Origin of the sequence: Myroides fluvii, assembly GCF_009792295.1 — a bacterium.
GTDB lineage: Bacteria > Bacteroidota > Bacteroidia > Flavobacteriales > Flavobacteriaceae > Flavobacterium > Flavobacterium fluvii_A.
This window is the reverse complement of record NZ_CP039934.1, coordinates 2,044,112-2,065,364: the sequence shown is the minus strand read 5'-3', so window position 1 is coordinate 2,065,364 and position 21,253 is coordinate 2,044,112. Positions and strand designations below refer to the sequence as shown.

The window sequence follows — 21,253 nt, the reverse complement described above, 5'->3', positions numbered from 1 at the left end:
ACTTAAAACTTACTTCTTCCCTTTTAATACAACAAAAGGTCGAATTACTTTATTACCTACTTTATCTACAGTGTTTTCAATATACTGCCAACGTTCAACATGACTATATCCGATATTAGTCATGATGCGAATCAACCATTCTGTGCGATAAAAATGAAAAACATCTTCTTTTGCAAAAGGTTGTTGCTGTGCGAAATCTTCTCTAATATAAGATAGCGCTATACTTCCTCCTGGCTTAAGGACACGATAAATCTCTGTAAAATACTTAACGGGGTCATTCCAGAAATAAACAGTATTTACTGAAAAACAATGATTAAAAAATTTATCAGGGTAAGCAAGGGTGTTCAATTCTTCTGCTAATTTCAATTCAATCGCTTCCTGAATCATAGATTCTTTTACTTTCATCGCCATCTCTACCATTAAAGCCGAAATTTCTACTCCATAATAACTAAGATTCTGAGCAGCTGAAAAAACATAAGGTAAATGCTTTGCACTACCAAAGCCGATTTCTAAAACCGCATCCCCTTGATACAATTGCAATCGATCTACTGTTTTGTAAATCATATTGCTATTTGATTTAAACATTACTTCTGCCAACTCCTCACCTACTTGCCCTGAAGGGCATCGCAACTGACTTGCTACCTCATTTAAATCTAAATTATTCATTCTTTTTGATTTTGCTCAAAGATAACTATTTAGAATAAATCTACATAGTATTTACCTACAATATTTTCTACTTATTGCATTAAAAAAGAAGGAATTGTAAACGAAAAACCCCGAAAGACTACTTCGGGGTTTTCCTAACAAAAATAAACTAACAACTCAATAAAGAACAAATACAAAAAGCTATTTGCCATTCGATTGAATTCAACATATAGAGTGCGACAACAAATCTCTATATACTCTTAACTATCTTTTATCTCAACAATGAATATTCAAATTTCGGATATCCGCGATCTCCTTTTTCATTGAAGAAATCTAACATTCTCATTTTATAATAATTCCCTTTGGCGTCCTTGATTACATAAAATACATTTTTATATAACACTTTTGCATTAGCTACTTCTCTCCAAGTACCTCCAATCGCAGTAAAATCACTTGATAATGAACTTTCTACTACCTTTTCTAAATTGTATTCCTTATAGAAATTTTTATCTCCAGCAGGGCTAGTTACCTTATAGGCTTTTACTCCTCCGTAACTATTCTGAACTATAAAGTCAGAATATCCATAAGATCCTTTAGGGTCTCCTGCTTGATCTACTTTATTTGTAAACACGGTAAAATTTAAATCCCATTTAGTTTTACTCGGTTCTACTTGTACAATACTATTTGTGTTGAAACTATAGAAGGTAAAATTAAATCCTGGTGATTTAGGAATCATAACTTCTTTGTGCGTGCTGTCGTTGATATCTGCATACTGCAATAGGTAACCTCCTTCGCGTTTTAAGATGCGTACTTTTTTCCACCCGCGTTCTTTTCCAGTAACTAAAACCGAACCAGGATCAACAGCATCCGTTCCTGGATCAAATCCCATATTGATTAAATACACTTTGTTATTTGCATCATTGTCTGAGATGGCGTGAATTGCTGTTTTAGCAGGATCTCCTGAAGGGTCATCAATATATTCTAAATTCGCTGGGTCAAATGTACCAATCTTCACGACATTTTTCATTTCTCGAATTGTGTTGTCTTCTCGTACATCATCAATAGAACCTGCACCTTTGATGCTACCTGCTGCCATATAAATCGAACCATTCAAGCGAACTCTAAACTCGCTTCCGCTATCAAAGGCTAAATCCCATGAATTGCGTTTTACCTCATACATCGCTTTTCCTCCTAAGTCTACATATACCTGATTGGGTTGTGTTGGACCTCCGACATTGGGTGTCATAATACCTCCTAATGAAGTATCGAAACTAATCATCATGACATTATATCCTTGGATTTTCGGCGTTTTTTCACTGTAATTTACCTTTGCGATATTAAACTGAATAGTCTTATCCGTTCGATCATAAGGAAAAATTAAATTTTCAAACGTAAACGAAGTGCTTTTCATGCCTTTTGAAAAAGGAACAACTAATTTTAAATCAGCTGCTGCTGGTATGGTAGCAAAATCCACTCCATAAATAGCTTTACTGGGAATAATCTGAATCTCGACGGATCCCTCTCCTTGAGCCATTTCAGAAAACACTAACTCTACTTTTCGCGTCGTTTCAATTTCTCTATAAGGAATAGATGGATCATCAAAAGCCACAACAAAATCGCGAACATCGCTATTTCCATTATTAGAATCTTTTTCACATGAACTGAAAAAAACAAGTGCTACAAATGCAAAAACAAGTTTTCCTAATTTATAATTCTTCATAATTAAAATCCTAATTTATATTGTAACTTAATAAAGAAACTCGTTCCATATCCAATGGGATTTGTCGTTGATCCTGCTGTGTGTGCAGTGGCACCACTTGTCGTTGAACGAATATCTTTAATATCAAATAAGTTTCTTACTCCTACTGTTGCATACAGCATCTTTTTAAAGAACGGTTGTCTTACACTAAAGTCTAACCAAGAATAGCTTTCTTGCTTCCCTTTTGCATAGTACTCTCCAAATTCATCGGATCCTTTTTTGAATCGTTCTTCTTCTCCATTAAATTTATAATAGAGCGAGAAGTTTGTCCCAGTTTTGTTCAAACGATAATTGATATTCGCCGTTACTTCAGGTGTATATAAGAACTTATCTGTTCCTTTTGGTGCTTTATACATTTCTTGAGATACGCCTGACATGGTAAAACCAAGACCTACATCAAAAGAATTCCAACTTAATTGTGTCAAAAACGTAGCGCCTATATTGCGGTATAGATCTGTATTTTCATAAACAAATTTTAGTCCTTCTGGATTTACTACTTCAATTAAGTCAATTTTATCTGAAACTTCCAAGTAGCGTCCTGTTAAGCTATTACTCAACTCCATATTATCGCCAAGTGCAAATGTTTTCTTTAAATTCAGAAATAGAGTTTTCCCTTTTTCCGGATTTAGGTTTTCATTTCCTTGCAAATCGTGATTTACATCTACAAAGTAAGTATACAGTTCTTCATAATTAGGTAAACGAGGAGAAGTACCAATTGTACCTCTGATCTCATAATCACCAGGCAGTACATATTTTAAGACCAAGCTCAAAGCGTGTTGACTGTCAAAAGTATTGGATGTCATCAAGCGGTATCCCGGACGCACCATTAATCTTGGCAATACATTAATCTCAGAAGAGGCGTAGAAATCATAACTTCCCAATGCTTTTTTCTGTGGATTCTCAGCTAGCTGTTCTGACATAGCGGAATAGCCATTGGTATAAGCTATTTCGTATCCCACTTGAAACTTCGCTGCTTCTAACTTAATAAAGTCACTAAAAGTACCTCTTGAGAAAAACACTTCTCTACTTTCGCTTTTAAAAGAGCTCTTATCAAATTTCTCATCGTACATAATACGATATCTGTATTTATTGGTTTCTCTTTCTTGTTTTTGGTAAGAGAAAGACAAATCAAAACGCATCCAATCATTCCAATTACCAGAGGTATTCAATACATTGGCCCAACGTTTTGTATTTAAGATACGATCAACTGCTACTGGGTTTATTGTTTCAAAAATTGGATCTTCGTTTATATTAAAGAGCTTCGCATAATCTTTCATGCGTTCATCAAAATATTCGAACTTATAATATACGCGGTAAGACTTGTGGTGGTAATTTAGAAAACCTTTGACATTATTCTGGTTCTTTGGCAACCATTCATGTCCTCTTTTTTCTTCATCCCCATAATACGTAAATCCCTTTCTATCGTCATACCATCCTTTAAAATCGGTATGAGTATAGGAAATACTAGCATATAAATTGTCGTTAATATTATGCCCCATTGTAATTCCTTGAATATGCTTTCCTTTATTTTTTAAATCATATTCACTTCCTACGGTTTCTTCTTGTACAAAAAAGTTAACATTCCAATCGTTGATGTTATTCTTTTTTGTAATGATATTAATAATTCCAGTTACTGCGTTTGCCCCGTAGTCGACTCCCATAGCGCCTTCAACAATTTCAATCTGCTCAATGTCATCGAGATTGATTTGCGTCAAATCTGTATTATTACCAAAACCCTCATCGGAAATCATGGGTATATTGTCAATTAGAATAGTGAAATATTGAGCATCTAAACCGAACATCTTAACGGTTGAGCGCCCTGTACCTGCATTAGGTAAGATTGAAATATTCATGACTTGATTTAGCGCATCTGCAAGCGTGACAGCACCTAAATTCTCAATTCTTTGTCTATTTAGAATCGTTACATTATTGACAGCTTTATTGATAGATTGAGGATTATATTGACCAGAAATCACAATTTCTTCCAATTTTTGTTCTGGCTCTTTCAGCGTCTCATTTGTTTGAGCAACTACAGTCGAACTTAAAGTAAGTAAAGTACCTGTTGCAAGCAGTAGTGAACGTTTCATTTATATGTAAAGTCTTTTATTTAGATAGATTCTTAATTGCAAATATAAGAAAATATATTATTTAAATTGATTTTAAATAATATATTTTCTATAAAAAAAAGCGAAGTAATCCACTTCGCTTTTTTATTATACGTTGAGCTTCTAGTTTTTAGGTAAAAATACTTCTGCCATCATACATCTAGCACTTCCACCCCCACATGCTTCAATAGTATCCAAGCTACTGTGTAGGATTGTTGCGTGTTTTTCAAGTATTTTAATTTGCCCATCTGTCAAGCTATTAAAAGCTTGTGTAGACATCACTAAGTATTTCTGTTCATTTGCACCTAATACTTGTAACATATTACCTGCAAAATTATTCACTTGATCTTCTGTAATCAGCACCACTTCTTTTCCTGATTCTTTCAAGTGATTTAGCACAATTTTTCGCTCTTGTTTATCGTCAATCGTATCGGCGCAAATAACAGCGAAAGTATCACCTAAGCACATCATCACATTCGTGTGATAGATATTTTTACGTTCTCCATCAACGGTTTGGAATGCTTCAAAAATAACTGGATTCATTTCAAAATCTTCGCAAAACTCAATCACTAATCCTTCATCTGCACGTGGAGATAAAGCACAGTAAGCGATTTCATTTGTTCGATCCAACAAAAGATTTCCTGTTCCTTCTAAAAACAAATCATCTTCTTCTGCAGAGGTATAATCCCAGATATCGTTGATTTCGAAACCTTGTTCTTCTAAAATATCCAAGATATCTTCTCGTCTTTCTAACCTTCTATTTTCTGCAAACATAGGATACAAAACAACTTCTCCTGATTCGTGGAAAGAAATCCAGTTATTCGGAAAAATACTATCTGGAGTATCCGGATCGACTGTATCATCTACTACCGTAACGTTTACACCTACTGCGCGTAATTTTTCAACAAAAGCATCAAATTCTTGTTGTGCTTTTGCGTTTACTGTTGCTGGTGTTAAATTGTCTAATACCTTTTGGTAATAGTTATTCACTGCTGTTTGCTCATTCATGCGAAAAGCAACAGGACGAATCATCAGAATATTATTTGTTATCTGTTTCATACTATTCAAATTAATCTCTTATTAAAGGTAGTGTAGAACATCTCAATAAGCCTTCTTGCTTAGCAATTTCAGCATATGGAATTTCTTCTACAGTTATATTGTGGTTTCTCAACCAATTGTTCAAACGCGTAAAGTTTCTTTCAGAAACCACTACGTCAGGTGCGATTGAGAAAATATTTGAGTTCATGTGATACATTTCTTCTCTGGTAATTTGAAACAAATTAGCTTCACCAAAGATATCAACTAAAGTTTGATATTCTCGCTCATCGTAAAAACCTCCTTTATAAATAATGGCTTTATCTACACCTACAGGTTGAAAACAACAATCCAGGTGCAAAGCATTATCTCTTGGTTCTACTTTTGATTTCACTAAATCAAAACTCTTTACGATTTTGTTTGGAAATAATTCGCGAATAAAATCAACACCTAATTCATTTGTACGAGCTGTAATGTAATTGCGATAATCGGGGCGTTTATACGATCCAATAAAAATATAATCATTCCACAACATTACATCACCACCTTCGAAATGCATTTCCTCTGGTGCGGATATAATATCGCTGGGATTTATCTGGTCTAAAACGTAGTTAATAGCAGCTAATTCTCTGTCTCGATCGGGAAGTATATTGGCTTTAATAAATTTATTATCGATAACGAAACCAATGTCACGAGTAAAGATTTGATTGTAATCCGCGATGATTTCAGGTCGATATACCTGAACATCGTATTTTTCAAAAACCTGATTAAAGGCATCCATTTCACGTATCATATCTGCTTCAATGGGATACGTTCCTGCTTTTATATGCTCCAGTGATTTTGGATCATAGGCTTCTTCAATTGTAGGTGTGGGTCCATTACTAACGGCAGTGCCTAGGACCACAGCCCGCAAACGAGAGGTTTCATTTTTTACATTTAATTGTAACATATACTGTCATTTTGTACAAATATAGTAAAACCCCTTTTGATTGGTGTTTGTTTTTTGGCTTTTTGTTTTTTGAGTTAAATGATGAGAGGATGAGAGGATGAGAGGATGAGGCGGTGAGAGGATGAGACACCAATAAAAAAAGGAAATGAGTTTGACTCATTTCCTTTTATATTTTATACTGAACAGAAAATTACTTTCTTTCGTTCATGGGAACAAACTCTCTTAGCGCTTCTCCAACGTACAATTGACGTGGACGTCCAATCGGTTCTTTGTTGATTCTCATCTCTTTCCATTGTGCAATCCATCCTGGTAAGCGACCGATAGCAAACATAACGGTAAACATTTCAGTTGGGATACCTAAAGCTCTGTAGATGATTCCAGAGTAGAAATCTACGTTTGGATATAAGTGACGATCTACGAAGTAAGGATCTTTTAATGCTGCTTCTTCCAATTGTTTTGCAATAGCTAAAACAGGATCATCTACTCCTAATTTAGCTAATACTTCATCTGCTGCTTTCTTAATGATACGCGCTCTTGGGTCGAAGTTTTTGTATACGCGGTGACCGAATCCCATTAATCTAAATGGATCATCTTTGTCTTTTGCTTTATTAATATACTTTTCAACATCTCCACCATCATTTTGAATAGCTTCTAACATTTCAAGTACGGCTTGGTTAGCCCCACCATGAAGCGGTCCCCAAAGTGCAGATACTCCAGCAGAAATTGAAGCAAATAACCCAGCGTGAGAAGAACCTACCATTCTTACCGTTGCGGTAGAACAGTTTTGTTCGTGATCTGCGTGTAAGATGAACAACTTATCTACTGCATTCTTGATAATTGGATCCATTTCATATGGCTCAGTAGGCAAAGCAAACATTAACTGCAAGAAACTATCTACATAGCTCTTTGTGTTATCGTAATAATTCAATGGATAACCTTTTGCTTTTCTATACGTCCATGTTGCAATAACTAAGAATTTACTCATTGTTTTACAAACAGCTTCGTACAAGCTCTTTTCACATTCTGCGTCAACAACTTTTGGATTAAAAGCCGTTAAAGCACTTGTTAGAGATGCTAATACTCCCATTGGATGGGCAGTTTTCGGAAATCCGTCAATGATATTCTTCATTTCTTCGTTCACTAACGAATATTTGCGAATATCTTTTTCGAATTGAGTTAATTGTTCTTGTGTTGGTAACTCTCCGAAAATAATTAAATAAGAAACTTCTAAAAAGTTAGATTTAGCAGCAAGGTCCTCGATTGAATAGCCTCTATATCTTAAAATCCCTTGTTCTCCATCTAAGAAAGTAATTGCACTTTGGCATGAGCCAGAATTCTTATATCCTGGATCTAAAGTGATAGCCCCTGTTAATGCACGTAATTTTAAGATATCAATTGCTACTTCGTTTTCAGTACCAACTAATACTGGTAGTTCGTGTCTTTGACCATCAACTTCTATAAAAGCTGTTTTAGACATATTGTTATTTTTTATTTTTCTTTACTTTTTACTTATATCATTAAAACATCTAAAATGTTTTTTGCAGTTGGAAAGATAGGAAATATTATGCTTACATACAAGCTATAAAAGCTATTAATAATCATTGATTCACAACATTTTCGACACAATTTCCATAAAAATATCTTGTTATAAACAATTGTATTTCAATCTACAATATACTATTAAAAAAATAATAAATAATCAGATTTTTTACAAAAAAAGCTCCAACATCACAAGTTGGAGCTTTTTTATCAATTTGTTATTCTTACTTAATTTTAAATGCCTTTTCTTGTGGATAATAAGCAATATCCCCTAATTCTTCTTCAATACGAAGTAATTGGTTGTACTTTGCCATACGATCGGAACGCGAAGCAGACCCTGTTTTAATCTGCCCACAGTTTAAAGCAACTGCTAAATCTGCAATTGTACTATCTTCTGTTTCTCCAGAACGGTGAGACATAACAGAGGTGTAACCAGCATTTTTAGCCATATTAACCGCAGCAATTGTCTCTGTCAATGTTCCGATTTGATTTACTTTAATTAAGATAGAATTACCAATACCCTCATTGATTCCTCTTTCTAAACGCGTAACATTCGTTACAAATAAATCATCTCCTACTAATTGTACTTTATCTCCAATTTTCTCCGTTAAGTATTTCCATCCTTCCCAATCATCTTCCTGCATTCCATCTTCAATCGAAATAATAGGGTATTTAGCGCTTAATTCAGCTAAATAATCTGCTTGTTCTTGCGAACTGCGTACTTTACCTAAATCACCTTCAAACTTCGTGTAATCGTATTTTCCATTTACATAGAATTCAGAAGCTGCACAATCTAGAGCCAACATAATTTCGTCTCCAAAACGGTATCCCGCATTTTCTACTGCAACTTTAATTGAATCTAAAGCATCTTCAGTCCCTTTTAATGTAGGGGCAAATCCTCCTTCATCCCCAACAGCTGTACTCAATTGTCTGTCGTGTAATACTTTCTTTAAGTGGTGGAAAATTTCTGTTCCCATTTGCATGGCATGTGAAAACGTAATAGCTTTCACAGGCATAATCATAAACTCTTGAAAAGCGATAGGCGCATCAGAGTGAGATCCTCCATTGATGATATTCATCATTGGCACGGGTAATGTATTTGCAGAAACACCACCTACATAGCGATATAAAGGCATGCCTAACTCTTCAGCTGCTGCTTTAGCCACCGCTAAAGAAACACCTAATATAGCATTAGCCCCTAAATTTCCTTTATTTGGCGTACCGTCTAAATCAATCATCAACTGATCGATATAGTTTTGCTCAAATACGCTTAATCCTACAATGTTTTCAGCAATAACTGTGTTTACGTTTTCAACCGCTTTCAAAACGCCTTTACCCATAAAAGCTTTTCCACCATCTCTTAATTCGACAGCTTCGTGCTCTCCAGTAGAAGCTCCTGATGGAACAGCAGCTCTTCCTAAACTTCCATTACTCGTAATCACATCAACTTCAACAGTTGGATTACCTCTAGAATCTAAAATTTGACGTGCGTGAACGCTTAAAATTGTACTCATAATTAAAGTGTGTGTTATTAATCAGTCGTTGAAATAGTCGAGTAGACTCTCGTAGACCTTTGTGTTGTGATTTTTACTTTTTCAAAGCTATTATTTAGTCATATTTGCAACGAAATCATCAAATAAATATCTCGAATCGTGTGGTCCCGGACTTGACTCAGGGTGATATTGCACAGAGAAAACAGCTTTGTTTTTCATACGAACACCAGCCACAGTTTGGTCATTTAAGTGCAAATGTGAGATTTCCAAGGTAGGATGATTCGTCAAGGCCTCTTTACTTACTGCAAATCCGTGGTTTTGAGACGTTATTTCTCCTTTACCAGTCAATAAGTTTAATACCGGATGATTCACCCCTCTATGTCCACTGAACATTTTATACGTACCAACACCTTGAGACAAACAGATTAATTGATGTCCTAAACAGATTCCAAAAACAGGTAGATTACCTTCTACCACTTGTTTTACTACTGCTAGAACTCCTTTATCCGCTAAAGCTTGTGGGTCACCAGGTCCGTTAGACAAGAAGATTCCGTTTGGATTGAAAGAAAGCAGCGCTTCGTATGTACTATTGTAAGGAAAAACCTTAATATAACAATCGCGTTCAGCTAGACAACGCAAAATATTTGTTTTAATCCCAAGATCTAGAACAGATACGCGGTATTTACTTTCTGGGTTACCGTAAAAATAAGGTTCTTTAGTAGAAACAACTGAAGAAAGCTCTAAACCTTCCATTGAAGGCACTTCATTTAGCAAAGCTTTTAACTCTTCAACCGATTTTCCATCTGTGCTCAAAACAGCGTTCATCGCTCCATTATCGCGGATATAAGCAGTTAATGCTCTAGTATCCACATCAGAAATAGCCACTAATTGATGTGCGGCCAAATAATCAAATAAGCTACCTTCTGCATCAGGACGAGAATAGTCGTAGCTAAAGTTCTTACATACTAATCCAGCTATCTTAATACCATCCGAATCTACTTCATCGGCATTAACACCATAATTTCCAATATGAGGATTAGTAGAAAGCATAATTTGCCCGTAATATGACGGATCAGTAAATACTTCTTGATACCCAGTCATTCCAGTATTAAAGCAAATTTCACCAAAAGCTGTTCCTTTAATACCAATTGATTTCCCATAAAAAACGGTGCCATCTGCCAAAACAATGATACCGTCTTCTTTTCTTTTATATTCCATGTGTAAGTTGTATTGTAGTCATGCAAAAATAAAGCAAAAAAAAGGACATTCTAAAAAGAATGTCCTTTTAATTTTATAATGAAAACATATATAATGAATTATTATTCATTTGTTTCTGTTTCAGTTGTAGTAGCTTCAGCTTGAGGAGCGTCAACAGTTTCAGCTTTTTTTCTACCTCTACGAGTAGTTTTCTTAGCTTCTTTCTTCGCTACATTGTAGATTTCGTTGAAGTCAACGAATTCAATCATAGCCATATCCGCGTTATCCCCTAAACGGTTACCTAACTTGATGATACGTGTGTATCCTCCAGGACGGTCTCCAACTTTTTGAGCAACTTCTCTGAACAATTCAGTAACCGCTTCTTTGCTTCTTAAATAAGAGAAAACAACACGACGATTATGTGTATCGTCAGTTTTAGCTTTAGTTACTAATGGTTCAATATATTGTTTTAATGCTTTTGCTTTAGCTACAGTAGTATTGATACGCTTGTGTTCAATTAAAGAACAAGCCATATTAGCTAACATAGAATTTCTATGTGCAGCTTTTCTACCTAAGTGATTTATTTTTTTTCCGTGTCTCATTGCGTTATCGAATTTAGACTTTAGCGGTCTAGATTATTCTTTATCTAATTTGTATTTTGATAGATCCATACCAAAATTTAATCCTTTCACAGCAACTAATTCTTCTAATTCAGAAAGAGACTTCTTACCGAAGTTTCTGAATTTCATCAAATCATTTTTGTTGAAAGATACTAAATCTCCTAATGTATCTACTTCAGCCGCCTTTAAACAATTTAACGCTCGAACTGAAAGATCTAAATCTACCAATTTAGTTTTTAGAAGCTGTCTCATATGCAATGATTCTTCATCGTATGATTCAGTTTGAGCAATTTCATCAGCCTCTAAAGTAATTCTCTCGTCTGAGAACAGCATAAAATGATGAATCAGTGTTTTAGCTGCTTCTGTTAAGGCGTCTTTTGGATGAATAGAACCGTCTGTAATGATATCAAAAACTAACTTTTCATAGTCCGTTTTTTGCTCCACACGGTAATTTTCTATAGCATACTTAACGTTCTTAACTGGAGTATAAATCGAATCCGTGAAGATTGTCCCGATTGGTGCATTGGGTTTTCTATTTTCCTCCGCAGCAACGTAACCTCTACCCTTTTCGATTGTTAAATCCATTGTAATACTTACACTGCTCTCGCAATTGAAGATAACCAACTCCGGATTTAATACTTGGAAATTAGAAATATACTTCTGGAAATCCCCAGCCGTCATTTGTTCTTTCCCTGAAAAAGTGATACTTACAGATTCATTATCTATATCTTCCACCTGACGTTTAAAACGCACCTGCTTAAGGTTAAGGATAATTTCAGTAACATCCTCAACAACACCAGCGATGGTAGAAAATTCGTGATCAACTCCTTCGATACGTACTGAAGTAATAGCATACCCCTCTAACGAAGACAGAAGTACTCTTCTCAATGCATTACCAATAGTCAATCCATATCCCGGTTCTAAAGGTCTAAATTCGAATTTACCTCTAAAATCGGTCGAATCAATCATGATAACTTTATCGGGCTTTTGAAAATTAAATATTGCCATATTTGTTTCGACTGAATGTCAATTATTATTTGTTGTACAACTCTACGATTAACTGTTCTTTGATGTTTTCTGGAACTTGAAGTCTTTGAGGTACAGCAACGAAAGTACCTTCTAAAGTTTCAGGATTCCAAGTAATCCATTCGTAAACAGAACTAGAATTAGATAACGAACGTTCGATAATTTCTAAAGATTTAGATTTTTCACGAACAGCAACTTTATCACCAGCTTTTAATTGGTAAGAAGGAATATTCACTACTTCACCATTAACTGTGATATGTCTGTGAGAAACTACTTGACGTGCAGCTCTACGAGAAGGAGCGATACCCATTCTGTAAACTACGTTATCTAATCTCGATTCACACAATTGAATCAATACCTCACCAGTAACTCCACGAGCAGCCGCAGCTTTCTTGTAAATATTACGGAATTGCTTCTCTAAGATACCGTATGTGTATTTTGCTTTTTGCTTCTCCATTAACTGAACAGCATATTCAGATTTCTTAGCTCTTTTCTTAGCTAATCCGTGTTGTCCTGGAGGGTAGTTTCTTTTTTCGAATGATTTATCATCTCCGAAAATAGCTTCGCCGAATTTACGCGCGATTTTTGTTTGTGGACCAGTATATCTTGCCATTTTTCAAAATAAAAAAAAGGTAGGGATTATGAATTCAGGTCACTTTCCTCCGATAATCTATCCTACCTTTGGTTATACTATAAATTAAACTCTTCTTCTCTTCGGAGGACGACATCCGTTATGTGGCATTGGAGTAATATCGATAATCTCAGTTACTTCAATTCCACCGTTATGTAAAGATCTGATTGCAGATTCTCTTCCGTTTCCTGGACCTTTAACATAAACTTTTACTTTTTTCAATCCTGCCTCAAGTGCAACTCTACCACAATCTTCAGCAGCCATCTGAGCAGCATACGGAGTGTTCTTTTTAGAACCTCTGAAACCCATTTTACCTGCAGACGACCAAGAGATTACTTCACCTTTCTTATTAGTTAAAGAAATAATGATATTGTTGAATGTTGCATTAATATGAGCTTCACCTGTTGTTTCTACAACAACTTTACGCTTTTTTGTATTCGCTTTAGCCATATTACTACTTATTATTTAGTTGCTTTTTTCTTGTTAGCAACAGTTTTTCTTTTACCTTTTCTCGTTCTCGAGTTATTCTTCGTTCTTTGTCCTCTTAAAGGAAGTCCCGTTCTGTGACGGATTCCTCTATAACAACCAATATCCATTAAACGTTTGATGTTTAAAGAAATCTCTGAACGTAATTCACCTTCAATTTTGAAATGACCTACTGCTTCACGGATAGCTCCGATCTCGTCATCATTCCAATCTTGTACTTTCTTATCTTCGTCAACGTTAGCTGCTGCTAAGATTTCTTTGGCTCTACTAGAACCAATTCCGAAGATGTAAGTTAAAGCAATAACTCCTCTTTTGTATTTAGGTATGTCTACCCCTGCGATTCTTGCCATAATTATCCTTGTCTTTGTTTAAATCTAGGATTCTTTTTATTAATAACGTAAAGTCTACCTTTTCTACGTACTATGATGCACTCGGCACTTCTTTTTTTAACTGATGCTCTTACTTTCATTTTAATAGCCTCTTTAATATCTATAAGTAATTCTTGCTTTGGTCAAGTCATATGGACTCATTTCCAGTTTCACTCTATCACCAGGCAACAACTTAATGTAGTGCATACGCATTTTACCTGAGATGTGCGCGATAACAACGTGACCATTTTCTAATTCTACACGGAACATTGCATTAGACAATGCTTCGATTATTGCTCCGTCTTGTTCTATTGCTGATTGTTTTGCCATAAAATTTAAGCTGTCGCTCTTCTATTTTTTCCACTTGTCATCATACTATCATACTGTTTGTTTAATAGATATGAATTAACTTGTTGGATTGTATCAATTACAACACTCACCATAATCAATAGTGAAGTACCACCATAAAACATCGCCCATCCTTGTTGAACCCCTAAGATACTAACAATAATTGCTGGAAATACAGCGATAATTGCAAGATATAGCGATCCAGGGAAAGTGATTAACGACATAATTCTATCCAAGAAATCTGCGGTTTCAGATCCAGGTTTAACCCCAGGGATAAAACCACCACTTCGCTTCAAGTCGTCTGCCATTTTATTAGTAGGTACCGTAATCGCGGTGTAAAAGTACGTAAAAATAATGATTAATAAAGCAAAAAGTAAATTATACTCCCAACCAAATACATTATGGAATGTATTACTAATTGATTTTGCAGTATCCGAAGTTGACAAACCAGCTACAGCAGCAGGCACAAACATGATCGCTTGCGCGAAGATAATTGGCATAACTCCTGAAGCATTTAGTTTCAAAGGAATCCACTGACGGTTTCCTCCTAACATGGATTGATCATAAGTTCCAGAAGCGCTTCTACGTGCGTATTGCACTGGAATTCTTCGTACAGCTAATGTCAAATAGATACAAGCTACGATAATCAATAACCATAAAATTACCTCAATAACAACTAACATTGGTCCTCCGTTATTTTCTGTAATACGCGATTGGAATTCTTGGATGAAAGACATAGGAAGTCTTGCAATAATCCCAACCATAATTAATAACGAAATACCATTTCCAATCCCTTTATCAGTAATTTTTTCTCCTAACCACATGGCAAAGATAGTTCCGGCAGTCAGAATCATTACTGAAGAAAACAAGAATGAGAAAGAATTAAAACCTAGCAAAAATGCATCTGACGGCAATTGCACATACAAGTTATAGATGTAACTCGGTCCTTGTAATAAGGTGATACCAATAGTTAACCATCTTGTAATTTGATTCATTTTCTTTCTACCGCTTTCTCCATCATTTTGTAATTTTTGCAGATAAGGAACCGCAATTCCCATCAACTGCACCACAATGGAAGCAGAAATGTAAGGCATAATACCTAAAGCAAAAACAGATGCTTGTGCAAATGCACCACCTGTAAAAACGTTAATTAACCATCCGATTCCTTGATCCGTTTGATCAGTCAACGCTTGCAATTTCGTTGCATCAATACCTGGTAGAGTTACTTGTGTACCGAAACGATACACAAGTAATAGTCCTAATGTGATTAAGATTTTATTTTTTAACTCTTCTATTTTCCAGATACTGGCTAATGTTTCAAAAAACTTCTTCATCCTGTTCACTAAGATTTTATAACGTTACAACTTCTCCTCCTGCTGCTTCGATAGCTGCTTGGGCAGAAGCTGAAAATTTATGAGCAGAAACTTTTAATTTTGCTTTTAGCTCTCCACGTCCTAAAACCTTAACTAAACTGTTTTTAGTAGCTAATCCTAAATCAACTAATTGAGAAAAATCTACAGTATCAGTTACTTTTCCGCTATCAACAAGACCTTGTAAAGCCTCTAAGTTAATTACAGCGTACTCTACTCTGTTAATGTTTTTGAAACCGAATTTAGGTACACGTCTTTGAAGTGGCATTTGCCCTCCTTCAAATCCGATCTTTTTCGAATAACCTGAACGTGATTTAGCACCTTTATGTCCTTTTGTAGAAGTTCCTCCTTTTCCAGAACCTTCACCACGACCAACACGTTTGTTTTGGTTGTGTACTGAACCGTTTGCTGGTTGTAAATTACTTAAATTCATCTATTGCGAATATTATTTAATTTCTTCTACAGAAACTAAGTGTTGAACTTTATTTACCATTCCTAAAATTGCAGTAGAAGCATCATGTTCAACTACTTGACCAATTTTACGAAGTCCTAAAGCCTCTAATGTTCTCTTTTGGTTAAGAGGACATTTAATTTGGCTTTTTACTTGTTTTATTTTGATTTTCGACATAATCTTTCAAATTAACCTTTAAATACTTTTTCTAAAGAAATTCCTCTTTGTTTTGCAACTGTAGAAGCACTTCTTAATCGTAATAAAGCATCGAAAGTAGCTTTAACCACGTTATGTGGATTCGAAGAACCTTGAGATTTAGATAATAAATCCGTAATTCCTACAGCTTCTACCACCGCTCTCACAGAACCTCCAGCAATAACTCCCGTACCTAATGATGCTGGCATCAACAATACACGCGCTCCACTGAATTTACCTTTTTGTTCGTGCGGAATAGTATGTCCGTTTAATGGAACTTTAACTAAGTTTTTCTTAGCATCTTCTACTGCTTTAGCAATAGCTTCAGATACATCTTTAGATTTACCTAAACCGTGACCCACTACACCGTTTTCGTCACCTACTACAACAACAGCAGAAAAACCAAAAGCTCTTCCCCCTTTTGTTACTTTAGTAACACGGTTTACACTAACCAAACGATCTTTTAAATCAAGACCGCTTGGTTTTACAAATTCTACGTTTTTATAATTTTGATACATAACTAATTAGAATTTTAATCCAGCTTCTCTAGCGCCGTCTGCTAATGATTTAACACGTCCGTGGTATAAATAACCATTTCTATCAAAAGATACAGTTTCAATACCAGCTTTTAAAGCTTTCTCTGCGATTAGTTTTCCAACCGATGCAGCAGTTTCAACATTGGTTCCTCTTGTTATCCCAGCTTCTCTTGACGATGCTGACACTAAAGTTACTCCATTTACGTCATCTATGATTTGTGCATAGATCTCTTTATTACTTCTGAATACAGAAAGTCTAGTTCTAGCAGGCGTACCGCTAACTGTCTTTCTAATTCTGAACTTTATACGTTGTCTTCTTTCAGATTTTGTTAATGACATAGTCTTAATTTTTAAGCTGATTTACCTGCTTTTCTTCTTAATTCCTCACCTACAAATTTGATTCCTTTTCCTTTGTAAGGTTCTGGCTTACGGAAAGAACGGATTTTTGCAGCTACTTGACCTACTAATTGTTTGTCATGAGAAGTTAATTTTACTAGAGGGTTTTTCCCTTTTTCTGATATTGTTTCAACCACAACTTCTGGAGCAACTTCTAACACGATATTGTGAGAGAATCCTAAAGCTAAATCTAACCTTTGCCCTTGGTTTGCAGCACGGTAACCTACCCCTACAAACTCTAAAGTGATAGTAAATCCTTCAGAAACACCAGCAATCATATTGTTAATCAAGCTACGGTATAATCCGTGTTTAGCTCTTTCATCTTTATGGTCAGATGATCTTTCTACAACAACTTGATTCTCCTCTACTTTAACACTAACTGTATCGAATTTCTGAGTAAGCTCTCCTAATTTACCTTTAACAACAATAACGCCTTCTTGAACATCAACTGTTACACCAGCAGGAATTGTTATCGGACTTTTTCCTATTCTTGACATTTCTTAGTCTTTTTAAATTAGTATACGTAACAAACTACTTCTCCACCAACATTTAATTGTTTTGCTTGTTTTCCAGTCATCAAACCTTTTGATGTTGAAACAATCGCAATTCCTAAACCATTTAAGATTCTTGGAAGGTCAGTTGCAGAAGCGTATTTACGCAAACCTGGTTTACTAATTCTTTGGATATCTCTAATCACAGACTCTTTTGTGTCTTTGTCGTATTTCAAAGCTATTTTGATTGTACCTTGAACTGTACTATCATCAAATTTATAGCTTAAGATATATCCTTGATCGAATAAAATTTTCGTGATTTCTTTTTTGAAGTTAGATGCTGGGATCTCTACCACTTTGTGGTTTGCACGCACAGCATTTCTAATTCTTGTAAGGAAATCTGCTATTGGATCTGTATACATTGTTTTTACCTTTAAATCTTAATTACCAACTTGCCTTTTTAACTCCTGGTATCAACCCTTGGTTAGCCATCTCACGGAAAGTAACACGAGAAATACCGAATTGACGCATATACCCTCTAGGTCTTCCAGTTAATTTACATCTGTTGTGTAAACGTACAGGAGAAGCATTTTTAGGTAATTTTTGTAACCCTTCGTAGTCACCAGCTTCTAAAAGAGCTTTTCTTTTATCTGCATATTTAGCTACTAATGCTTGTCTTTTAACCTCACGGGCTTTCATTGATTCTTTAGCCATAACTCTTAATTCTTTTTAAAAGGTAATCCTAATTCAACTAGTAAAGATTTCGCTTCTTTATCTGTGTTAGCAGATGTTACAAACGTAATATCGAAACCAGCGATTTTGTTTACTTTATCAATATTGATTTCAGGGAAAATAATTTGCTCAGTTACACCTAAGTTATAATTTCCTCTACCGTCGAATCCATCAGATTTAATACCAGAGAAATCTCTCACTCGTGGTAAAGCAGAAGTAACTAAACGGTCTAAGAATTCGTACATTCTTTCTCCACGTAAAGTAACTTTAGCTCCGATCGGCATTCCTTTTCTCAATTTGAAAGAAGCAACGTCTTTCTTAGAAATAGTAGCTACCGCTTTTTGCCCTGTAATTTTAGTTAATTCCTCAACTGCGTAATCAACTAGTTTTTTATCAGATACAGCAGCACCTACACCACGGCTAACAACAATTTTCTCAAGTTTAGGAACTTGCATAATGTTCTTGTATCCAAACTCCTCTTTAAGAGCAGAGATCACTCTGCTTCTATATTCTTCTTTAAGTCTTGGTATATAAGCCATACTATAATACTTGATTTGATTTTTTAGAAACTCTTACATTTTTTCCATCTTCATTTCTTTGGATAGCTACTTTCGTAGTATCGTTAGTTTTAGGATCTACGATCGCTAAATTAGAAATATGGATAGGAGCCTCTTTTTTAACAATACCACCTTGAGGGTTAGTAGCACTAGGCTTAACATGCTTAGAAATGATGTTTACCCCTTCAACAATAGCTTTGTTCTTTTCGCGTAATACACGTACGATTTTTCCTTCAGATCCTTTGTGATCTCCAGCGATAACACGTACAGTATCTCCTGTTTTAATCTTTAGCTTAATCATGTTTAGAACGAATTACAACACCTCTGGTGCTAATGATACAATTTTCATGAATTGTCTTTCACGAAGTTCTCTTGCTACTGGTCCAAAAACACGAGTTCCTTTCATTTCACCTGCTGCATTTAACAATACACAAGCGTTATCATCGAATCTAATGTATGATCCATCAGCTCTTCTAACCTCTTTTTTAGTGCGAACAACTACAGCTGTAGAAACTGTACCTTTTTTCACACTTCCATTTGGAGTTGCGTCTTTGATACTTACTACAATTTTGTCTCCTACTGAAGCGTAACGACGCTTTGTTCCACCTAATACACGGATTGTCAAAACTTCTTTTGCACCCGTGTTATCTGCTACTTTAAGTCTAGATTCTTGTTGTACCATAATTATTTCGCTCTTTCAATGATTTCAACTAATCTCCAACATTTTGATTTAGATAATGGACGAGTCTCCATAATTCTAACTGTATCACCAATGTTGCAGTTGTTCGTTTCGTCGTGAGCTACATACTTTTTAGTTTGCTTCACGAACTTTCCATATAATGGGTGTTTTACTTTCTTTACTTCAGAAACAACAATAGATTTCTCCATTTTGTTACTAGTAACAACACCTATTCTTTCTTTTCTTTCTTTTCTATTTTCCATCTTTTGGCAGAATACAATTATTGTAACTCTCTTTTGCTTAGCTCAGTATTAACTCTAGCAATTGTTCTTCTAACCTTTCTGATTTGAAGAGGATTCTCGATTGGAGAAATTGCATGTGTAGTTTTTAAGCTATTTAATGCGTTAGTCAACTCTTTTAATTGCTCTTGTAAATCAGCTACAGATAGGTTTACTATTTCAGATTGTTTCATGATAAATTTCTATTATGCTTCGAAATCTCTAGCAATTATAAATTTTGTTTTCACAGGAAGTTTTTGAGCAGCTAAGCGTAATGCTTCTTTTGCTACAGATAGTGGAACACCACCAACCTCAAACATTATTTTTCCTGGTTTTACCACAGCAACCCAGTATTCTACTGCACCCTTACCTTTACCCATACGCACTTCAAGAGGCTTCTTAGTGATTGGTTTGTCTGGGAAAATCTTGATCCACAATTGTCCTTCACGTTTCATAAAACGAGTTGCAGCGATACGCGCAGCCTCGATTTGACGAGAAGTGATAAATGCTGAATCTAAAGATTTAATTCCGAACATCCCATTAGAAAGTTCATGCCCTCTTTGGGAAATCCCTTTCATCTTACCTTTCTGTACCTTGCGGTATTTTGTTCTTTTAGGCTGTAACATTTTTCTTCAGTTTAAAAATTACTTTCTTTTGCGTTGGTTAGGTCTACCTTTACTAGATCCTGCTGGGGCTTTAGATTGTTTCTTATCCATACCAGCTAACGGAGAAAGATCTCTTTTACCGTAAACCTCACCTTTCATGATCCACACTTTGATTCCCATTCTACCGTAAGTAGTATGAGCTTCAGCAAGTGCATAATCGATGTCAGCTCTGAAAGTAGATAATGGAATTCTTCCTTCTTTGAATGATTCTGAACGTGCCATTTCAGCACCATTCAAACGACCAGAAATCATTACTTTGATTCCCTCAGCATTCATTCTCATCGCAGCACCAATAGCCATACGGATTGCTCTACGGTAAGAAATTCTGTTTTCAATTTGACGAGCGATACTAGCAGCCACTAAAAACGCGTCAAGTTCAGGTCTCTTAATTTCAAAGATATTGATTTGAATTTCCTTATCAGTAATCTTTTTCAATTCCTCTTTCAACTTATCTACCTCTTGTCCACCTTTACCGATAATAATACCAGGTCTAGCAGTAGTGATAGTAACGGTTACAAGTTTTAAAGTTCTCTCAATGATTACTTTTGATACACTAGCTTTTGATAAACGAGCATGGATATACTTTCTGATTTTGTGATCTTCAGCGATTTTATCACCGTAATCATTTCCACCATACCAGTTTGAGTCCCATCCTCTAATAATACCAAGGCGATTCCCGATCGGATTAGTTTTTTGTCCCAT

Annotated in this window: 30 protein-coding genes; all 30 read right to left on the bottom strand. The window is 35.4% G+C overall.

Annotated elements, in window-relative coordinates:
• Positions 1 to 9 precede the first annotated feature (9 nt).
• Entirely contained in the window at positions 10 to 666 is a 657-nt protein-coding gene (locus tag FBR08_RS09465; RefSeq protein WP_158962495.1) for a class I SAM-dependent methyltransferase, read from the bottom strand.
• Positions 667 to 916: 250 nt separating this feature from the next.
• Positions 917 to 2,365: an HmuY family protein gene (locus FBR08_RS09460; RefSeq protein ID WP_158962494.1), complete on the bottom strand. Its 1,449-nt coding sequence runs from the start codon at positions 2,363 to 2,365 to the stop codon at positions 917 to 919.
• Positions 2,366 to 2,367: 2 nt separating this feature from the next.
• Positions 2,368 to 4,491 (bottom strand): TonB-dependent receptor plug domain-containing protein, encoded by a 2,124-nt coding sequence (locus FBR08_RS09455; RefSeq protein ID WP_158962493.1) that lies wholly within the window; start codon positions 4,489 to 4,491, stop codon positions 2,368 to 2,370.
• 141 nt (positions 4,492 to 4,632) lie between these two features.
• On the bottom strand, positions 4,633 to 5,568 hold the full coding sequence (gene ctlX, locus FBR08_RS09450) for a citrulline utilization hydrolase CtlX (protein WP_158962492.1): 936 nt from the start codon (positions 5,566 to 5,568) through the stop codon (positions 4,633 to 4,635).
• Positions 5,569 to 5,578: 10 nt separating this feature from the next.
• Complete coding sequence (locus FBR08_RS09445) at positions 5,579 to 6,493, bottom strand: dimethylarginine dimethylaminohydrolase family protein (protein ID WP_158962491.1); 915 nt, start codon at positions 6,491 to 6,493, stop codon at positions 5,579 to 5,581.
• A 190-nt stretch (positions 6,494 to 6,683) separates the two neighbouring features.
• Positions 6,684 to 7,970, bottom strand: a complete 1,287-nt coding sequence (locus FBR08_RS09440; protein WP_158962490.1) for a citrate synthase — start codon at positions 7,968 to 7,970, stop codon at positions 6,684 to 6,686.
• Between the two features lie 286 nt (positions 7,971 to 8,256).
• Positions 8,257 to 9,546 carry a phosphopyruvate hydratase gene (gene eno, locus FBR08_RS09435; RefSeq protein WP_158962489.1) on the bottom strand — a complete coding sequence of 430 codons (1,290 nt, stop codon included), beginning with the start codon at positions 9,544 to 9,546 and terminating at the stop codon, positions 8,257 to 8,259.
• A 90-nt stretch (positions 9,547 to 9,636) separates the two neighbouring features.
• Positions 9,637 to 10,743: a glutamine-hydrolyzing carbamoyl-phosphate synthase small subunit gene (gene carA / locus FBR08_RS09430; protein WP_158962488.1), complete on the bottom strand. Its 1,107-nt coding sequence runs from the start codon at positions 10,741 to 10,743 to the stop codon at positions 9,637 to 9,639.
• Between the two features lie 101 nt (positions 10,744 to 10,844).
• The gene (rplQ, locus tag FBR08_RS09425; RefSeq protein WP_158962487.1) at positions 10,845 to 11,324 is read right to left on the bottom strand and encodes a 50S ribosomal protein L17; all 480 of its coding nucleotides are present in this window, start codon (positions 11,322 to 11,324) and stop codon (positions 10,845 to 10,847) included.
• Positions 11,325 to 11,357: 33 nt separating this feature from the next.
• Entirely contained in the window at positions 11,358 to 12,350 is a 993-nt protein-coding gene (locus FBR08_RS09420) for a DNA-directed RNA polymerase subunit alpha (RefSeq protein WP_060874048.1), read from the bottom strand.
• A gap of 25 nt (positions 12,351 to 12,375) precedes the next feature.
• Entirely contained in the window at positions 12,376 to 12,981 is a 606-nt protein-coding gene (gene rpsD, locus FBR08_RS09415; RefSeq protein WP_158962486.1) for a 30S ribosomal protein S4, read from the bottom strand.
• An 84-nt stretch (positions 12,982 to 13,065) separates the two neighbouring features.
• On the bottom strand, positions 13,066 to 13,449 hold the full coding sequence (gene rpsK / locus FBR08_RS09410; RefSeq protein WP_158962485.1) for a 30S ribosomal protein S11: 384 nt from the start codon (positions 13,447 to 13,449) through the stop codon (positions 13,066 to 13,068).
• An 11-nt stretch (positions 13,450 to 13,460) separates the two neighbouring features.
• Positions 13,461 to 13,835, bottom strand: coding sequence for a 30S ribosomal protein S13 (gene rpsM / locus FBR08_RS09405; RefSeq protein ID WP_115091697.1), 375 nt, complete (start codon positions 13,833 to 13,835; stop codon positions 13,461 to 13,463).
• Between the two features lie 2 nt (positions 13,836 to 13,837).
• Positions 13,838 to 13,954 (bottom strand): type B 50S ribosomal protein L36, encoded by a 117-nt coding sequence (gene ykgO, locus FBR08_RS09400; protein ID WP_002987490.1) that lies wholly within the window; start codon positions 13,952 to 13,954, stop codon positions 13,838 to 13,840.
• Between the two features lie 13 nt (positions 13,955 to 13,967).
• The gene (gene infA, locus FBR08_RS09395) at positions 13,968 to 14,183 is read right to left on the bottom strand and encodes a translation initiation factor IF-1 (protein WP_002987492.1); all 216 of its coding nucleotides are present in this window, start codon (positions 14,181 to 14,183) and stop codon (positions 13,968 to 13,970) included.
• Between the two features lie 5 nt (positions 14,184 to 14,188).
• Positions 14,189 to 15,535, bottom strand: coding sequence for a preprotein translocase subunit SecY (gene secY, locus FBR08_RS09390; RefSeq protein WP_002987494.1), 1,347 nt, complete (start codon positions 15,533 to 15,535; stop codon positions 14,189 to 14,191).
• Between the two features lie 16 nt (positions 15,536 to 15,551).
• A complete protein-coding gene (rplO, locus tag FBR08_RS09385) occupies positions 15,552 to 16,004 on the bottom strand; it encodes a 50S ribosomal protein L15 (protein ID WP_002987495.1) in 453 nt (150 codons plus the stop codon).
• Positions 16,005 to 16,016: 12 nt separating this feature from the next.
• Positions 16,017 to 16,199 carry a 50S ribosomal protein L30 gene (rpmD, locus tag FBR08_RS09380; protein WP_002987496.1) on the bottom strand — a complete coding sequence of 61 codons (183 nt, stop codon included), beginning with the start codon at positions 16,197 to 16,199 and terminating at the stop codon, positions 16,017 to 16,019.
• 11 nt (positions 16,200 to 16,210) lie between these two features.
• Positions 16,211 to 16,735: a 30S ribosomal protein S5 gene (gene rpsE / locus FBR08_RS09375; protein ID WP_002987497.1), complete on the bottom strand. Its 525-nt coding sequence runs from the start codon at positions 16,733 to 16,735 to the stop codon at positions 16,211 to 16,213.
• Positions 16,736 to 16,741: 6 nt separating this feature from the next.
• Positions 16,742 to 17,092 carry a 50S ribosomal protein L18 gene (rplR, locus tag FBR08_RS09370; protein ID WP_060874045.1) on the bottom strand — a complete coding sequence of 117 codons (351 nt, stop codon included), beginning with the start codon at positions 17,090 to 17,092 and terminating at the stop codon, positions 16,742 to 16,744.
• An 11-nt stretch (positions 17,093 to 17,103) separates the two neighbouring features.
• On the bottom strand, positions 17,104 to 17,646 hold the full coding sequence (gene rplF, locus FBR08_RS09365; protein WP_158962484.1) for a 50S ribosomal protein L6: 543 nt from the start codon (positions 17,644 to 17,646) through the stop codon (positions 17,104 to 17,106).
• A 17-nt stretch (positions 17,647 to 17,663) separates the two neighbouring features.
• Complete coding sequence (gene rpsH / locus FBR08_RS09360; RefSeq protein WP_002987500.1) at positions 17,664 to 18,062, bottom strand: 30S ribosomal protein S8; 399 nt, start codon at positions 18,060 to 18,062, stop codon at positions 17,664 to 17,666.
• A gap of 22 nt (positions 18,063 to 18,084) precedes the next feature.
• Positions 18,085 to 18,354 carry a 30S ribosomal protein S14 gene (gene rpsN / locus FBR08_RS09355; protein WP_002987503.1) on the bottom strand — a complete coding sequence of 90 codons (270 nt, stop codon included), beginning with the start codon at positions 18,352 to 18,354 and terminating at the stop codon, positions 18,085 to 18,087.
• 5 nt (positions 18,355 to 18,359) lie between these two features.
• The gene (gene rplE, locus FBR08_RS09350; RefSeq protein WP_158962483.1) at positions 18,360 to 18,911 is read right to left on the bottom strand and encodes a 50S ribosomal protein L5; all 552 of its coding nucleotides are present in this window, start codon (positions 18,909 to 18,911) and stop codon (positions 18,360 to 18,362) included.
• A 1-nt stretch (position 18,912) separates the two neighbouring features.
• Positions 18,913 to 19,230: a 50S ribosomal protein L24 gene (gene rplX, locus FBR08_RS09345; protein WP_158962482.1), complete on the bottom strand. Its 318-nt coding sequence runs from the start codon at positions 19,228 to 19,230 to the stop codon at positions 18,913 to 18,915.
• Between the two features lie 12 nt (positions 19,231 to 19,242).
• Positions 19,243 to 19,611 carry a 50S ribosomal protein L14 gene (gene rplN / locus FBR08_RS09340; protein ID WP_158962481.1) on the bottom strand — a complete coding sequence of 123 codons (369 nt, stop codon included), beginning with the start codon at positions 19,609 to 19,611 and terminating at the stop codon, positions 19,243 to 19,245.
• Between the two features lie 2 nt (positions 19,612 to 19,613).
• Positions 19,614 to 19,871 (bottom strand): 30S ribosomal protein S17, encoded by a 258-nt coding sequence (gene rpsQ, locus FBR08_RS09335; protein WP_002987508.1) that lies wholly within the window; start codon positions 19,869 to 19,871, stop codon positions 19,614 to 19,616.
• Positions 19,872 to 19,888: 17 nt separating this feature from the next.
• The gene (rpmC, locus tag FBR08_RS09330) at positions 19,889 to 20,080 is read right to left on the bottom strand and encodes a 50S ribosomal protein L29 (RefSeq protein ID WP_158962480.1); all 192 of its coding nucleotides are present in this window, start codon (positions 20,078 to 20,080) and stop codon (positions 19,889 to 19,891) included.
• 12 nt (positions 20,081 to 20,092) lie between these two features.
• Entirely contained in the window at positions 20,093 to 20,512 is a 420-nt protein-coding gene (gene rplP / locus FBR08_RS09325; RefSeq protein WP_002987510.1) for a 50S ribosomal protein L16, read from the bottom strand.
• A gap of 18 nt (positions 20,513 to 20,530) precedes the next feature.
• Positions 20,531 to 21,253, bottom strand: coding sequence for a 30S ribosomal protein S3 (gene rpsC, locus FBR08_RS09320; RefSeq protein ID WP_158962479.1), 723 nt, complete (start codon positions 21,251 to 21,253; stop codon positions 20,531 to 20,533).

Bases quoted from the DNA above. Each gene is read 5' to 3' on its own strand.
- FBR08_RS09465 (WP_158962495.1), bottom strand. From the start codon at position 666: ATGAATAATTTAGATTTAAATGAGGTAGCAAGTCAGTTGCGATGCCCT.
- rplX (WP_158962482.1), bottom strand. From the start codon at position 19,230: ATGATTAAGCTAAAGATTAAAACAGGAGATACTGTACGTGTTATCGCT.
- rpmC (WP_158962480.1), bottom strand. From the start codon at position 20,080: ATGAAACAATCTGAAATAGTAAACCTATCTGTAGCTGATTTACAAGAG.
- carA (WP_158962488.1), bottom strand. From the start codon at position 10,743: ATGGAATATAAAAGAAAAGAAGACGGTATCATTGTTTTGGCAGATGGC.
- rpsQ (WP_002987508.1), bottom strand. From the start codon at position 19,871: ATGGAAAATAGAAAAGAAAGAAAAGAAAGAATAGGTGTTGTTACTAGT.
- rpsM (WP_115091697.1), bottom strand. From the start codon at position 13,835: ATGGCAAGAATCGCAGGGGTAGACATACCTAAATACAAAAGAGGAGTT.
- FBR08_RS09440 (WP_158962490.1), bottom strand. From the start codon at position 7,970: ATGTCTAAAACAGCTTTTATAGAAGTTGATGGTCAAAGACACGAACTA.
- rplO (WP_002987495.1), bottom strand. From the start codon at position 16,004: ATGAATTTAAGTAATTTACAACCAGCAAACGGTTCAGTACACAACCAA.
- rplF (WP_158962484.1), bottom strand. From the start codon at position 17,646: ATGTCAAGAATAGGAAAAAGTCCGATAACAATTCCTGCTGGTGTAACA.
- rpsE (WP_002987497.1), bottom strand. From the start codon at position 16,735: ATGTATCAAAATTATAAAAACGTAGAATTTGTAAAACCAAGCGGTCTT.
- rplR (WP_060874045.1), bottom strand. From the start codon at position 17,092: ATGTCATTAACAAAATCTGAAAGAAGACAACGTATAAAGTTCAGAATT.
- ctlX (WP_158962492.1), bottom strand. From the start codon at position 5,568: ATGAAACAGATAACAAATAATATTCTGATGATTCGTCCTGTTGCTTTT.
- rplE (WP_158962483.1), bottom strand. From the start codon at position 18,911: ATGGCTTATATACCAAGACTTAAAGAAGAATATAGAAGCAGAGTGATC.
- secY (WP_002987494.1), bottom strand. From the start codon at position 15,535: ATGAAGAAGTTTTTTGAAACATTAGCCAGTATCTGGAAAATAGAAGAG.
- eno (WP_158962489.1), bottom strand. From the start codon at position 9,546: ATGAGTACAATTTTAAGCGTTCACGCACGTCAAATTTTAGATTCTAGA.
- rplP (WP_002987510.1), bottom strand. From the start codon at position 20,512: ATGTTACAGCCTAAAAGAACAAAATACCGCAAGGTACAGAAAGGTAAG.
- FBR08_RS09455 (WP_158962493.1), bottom strand. From the start codon at position 4,491: ATGAAACGTTCACTACTGCTTGCAACAGGTACTTTACTTACTTTAAGT.
- rpsC (WP_158962479.1), bottom strand. From the start codon at position 21,253: ATGGGACAAAAAACTAATCCGATCGGGAATCGCCTTGGTATTATTAGA.
- rpsD (WP_158962486.1), bottom strand. From the start codon at position 12,981: ATGGCAAGATATACTGGTCCACAAACAAAAATCGCGCGTAAATTCGGC.
- FBR08_RS09460 (WP_158962494.1), bottom strand. From the start codon at position 2,365: ATGAAGAATTATAAATTAGGAAAACTTGTTTTTGCATTTGTAGCACTT.
- rpmD (WP_002987496.1), bottom strand. From the start codon at position 16,199: ATGTCGAAAATCAAAATAAAACAAGTAAAAAGCCAAATTAAATGTCCT.
- rpsN (WP_002987503.1), bottom strand. From the start codon at position 18,354: ATGGCTAAAGAATCAATGAAAGCCCGTGAGGTTAAAAGACAAGCATTA.
- rpsK (WP_158962485.1), bottom strand. From the start codon at position 13,449: ATGGCTAAAGCGAATACAAAAAAGCGTAAAGTTGTTGTAGAAACAACA.
- FBR08_RS09445 (WP_158962491.1), bottom strand. From the start codon at position 6,493: ATGTTACAATTAAATGTAAAAAATGAAACCTCTCGTTTGCGGGCTGTG.
- rpsH (WP_002987500.1), bottom strand. From the start codon at position 18,062: ATGTATACAGATCCAATAGCAGATTTCCTTACAAGAATTAGAAATGCT.
- rplN (WP_158962481.1), bottom strand. From the start codon at position 19,611: ATGGTACAACAAGAATCTAGACTTAAAGTAGCAGATAACACGGGTGCA.
- ykgO (WP_002987490.1), bottom strand. From the start codon at position 13,954: ATGAAAGTAAGAGCATCAGTTAAAAAAAGAAGTGCCGAGTGCATCATA.
- FBR08_RS09420 (WP_060874048.1), bottom strand. From the start codon at position 12,350: ATGGCAATATTTAATTTTCAAAAGCCCGATAAAGTTATCATGATTGAT.
- rplQ (WP_158962487.1), bottom strand. From the start codon at position 11,324: ATGAGACACGGAAAAAAAATAAATCACTTAGGTAGAAAAGCTGCACAT.
- infA (WP_002987492.1), bottom strand. From the start codon at position 14,183: ATGGCAAAACAATCAGCAATAGAACAAGACGGAGCAATAATCGAAGCA.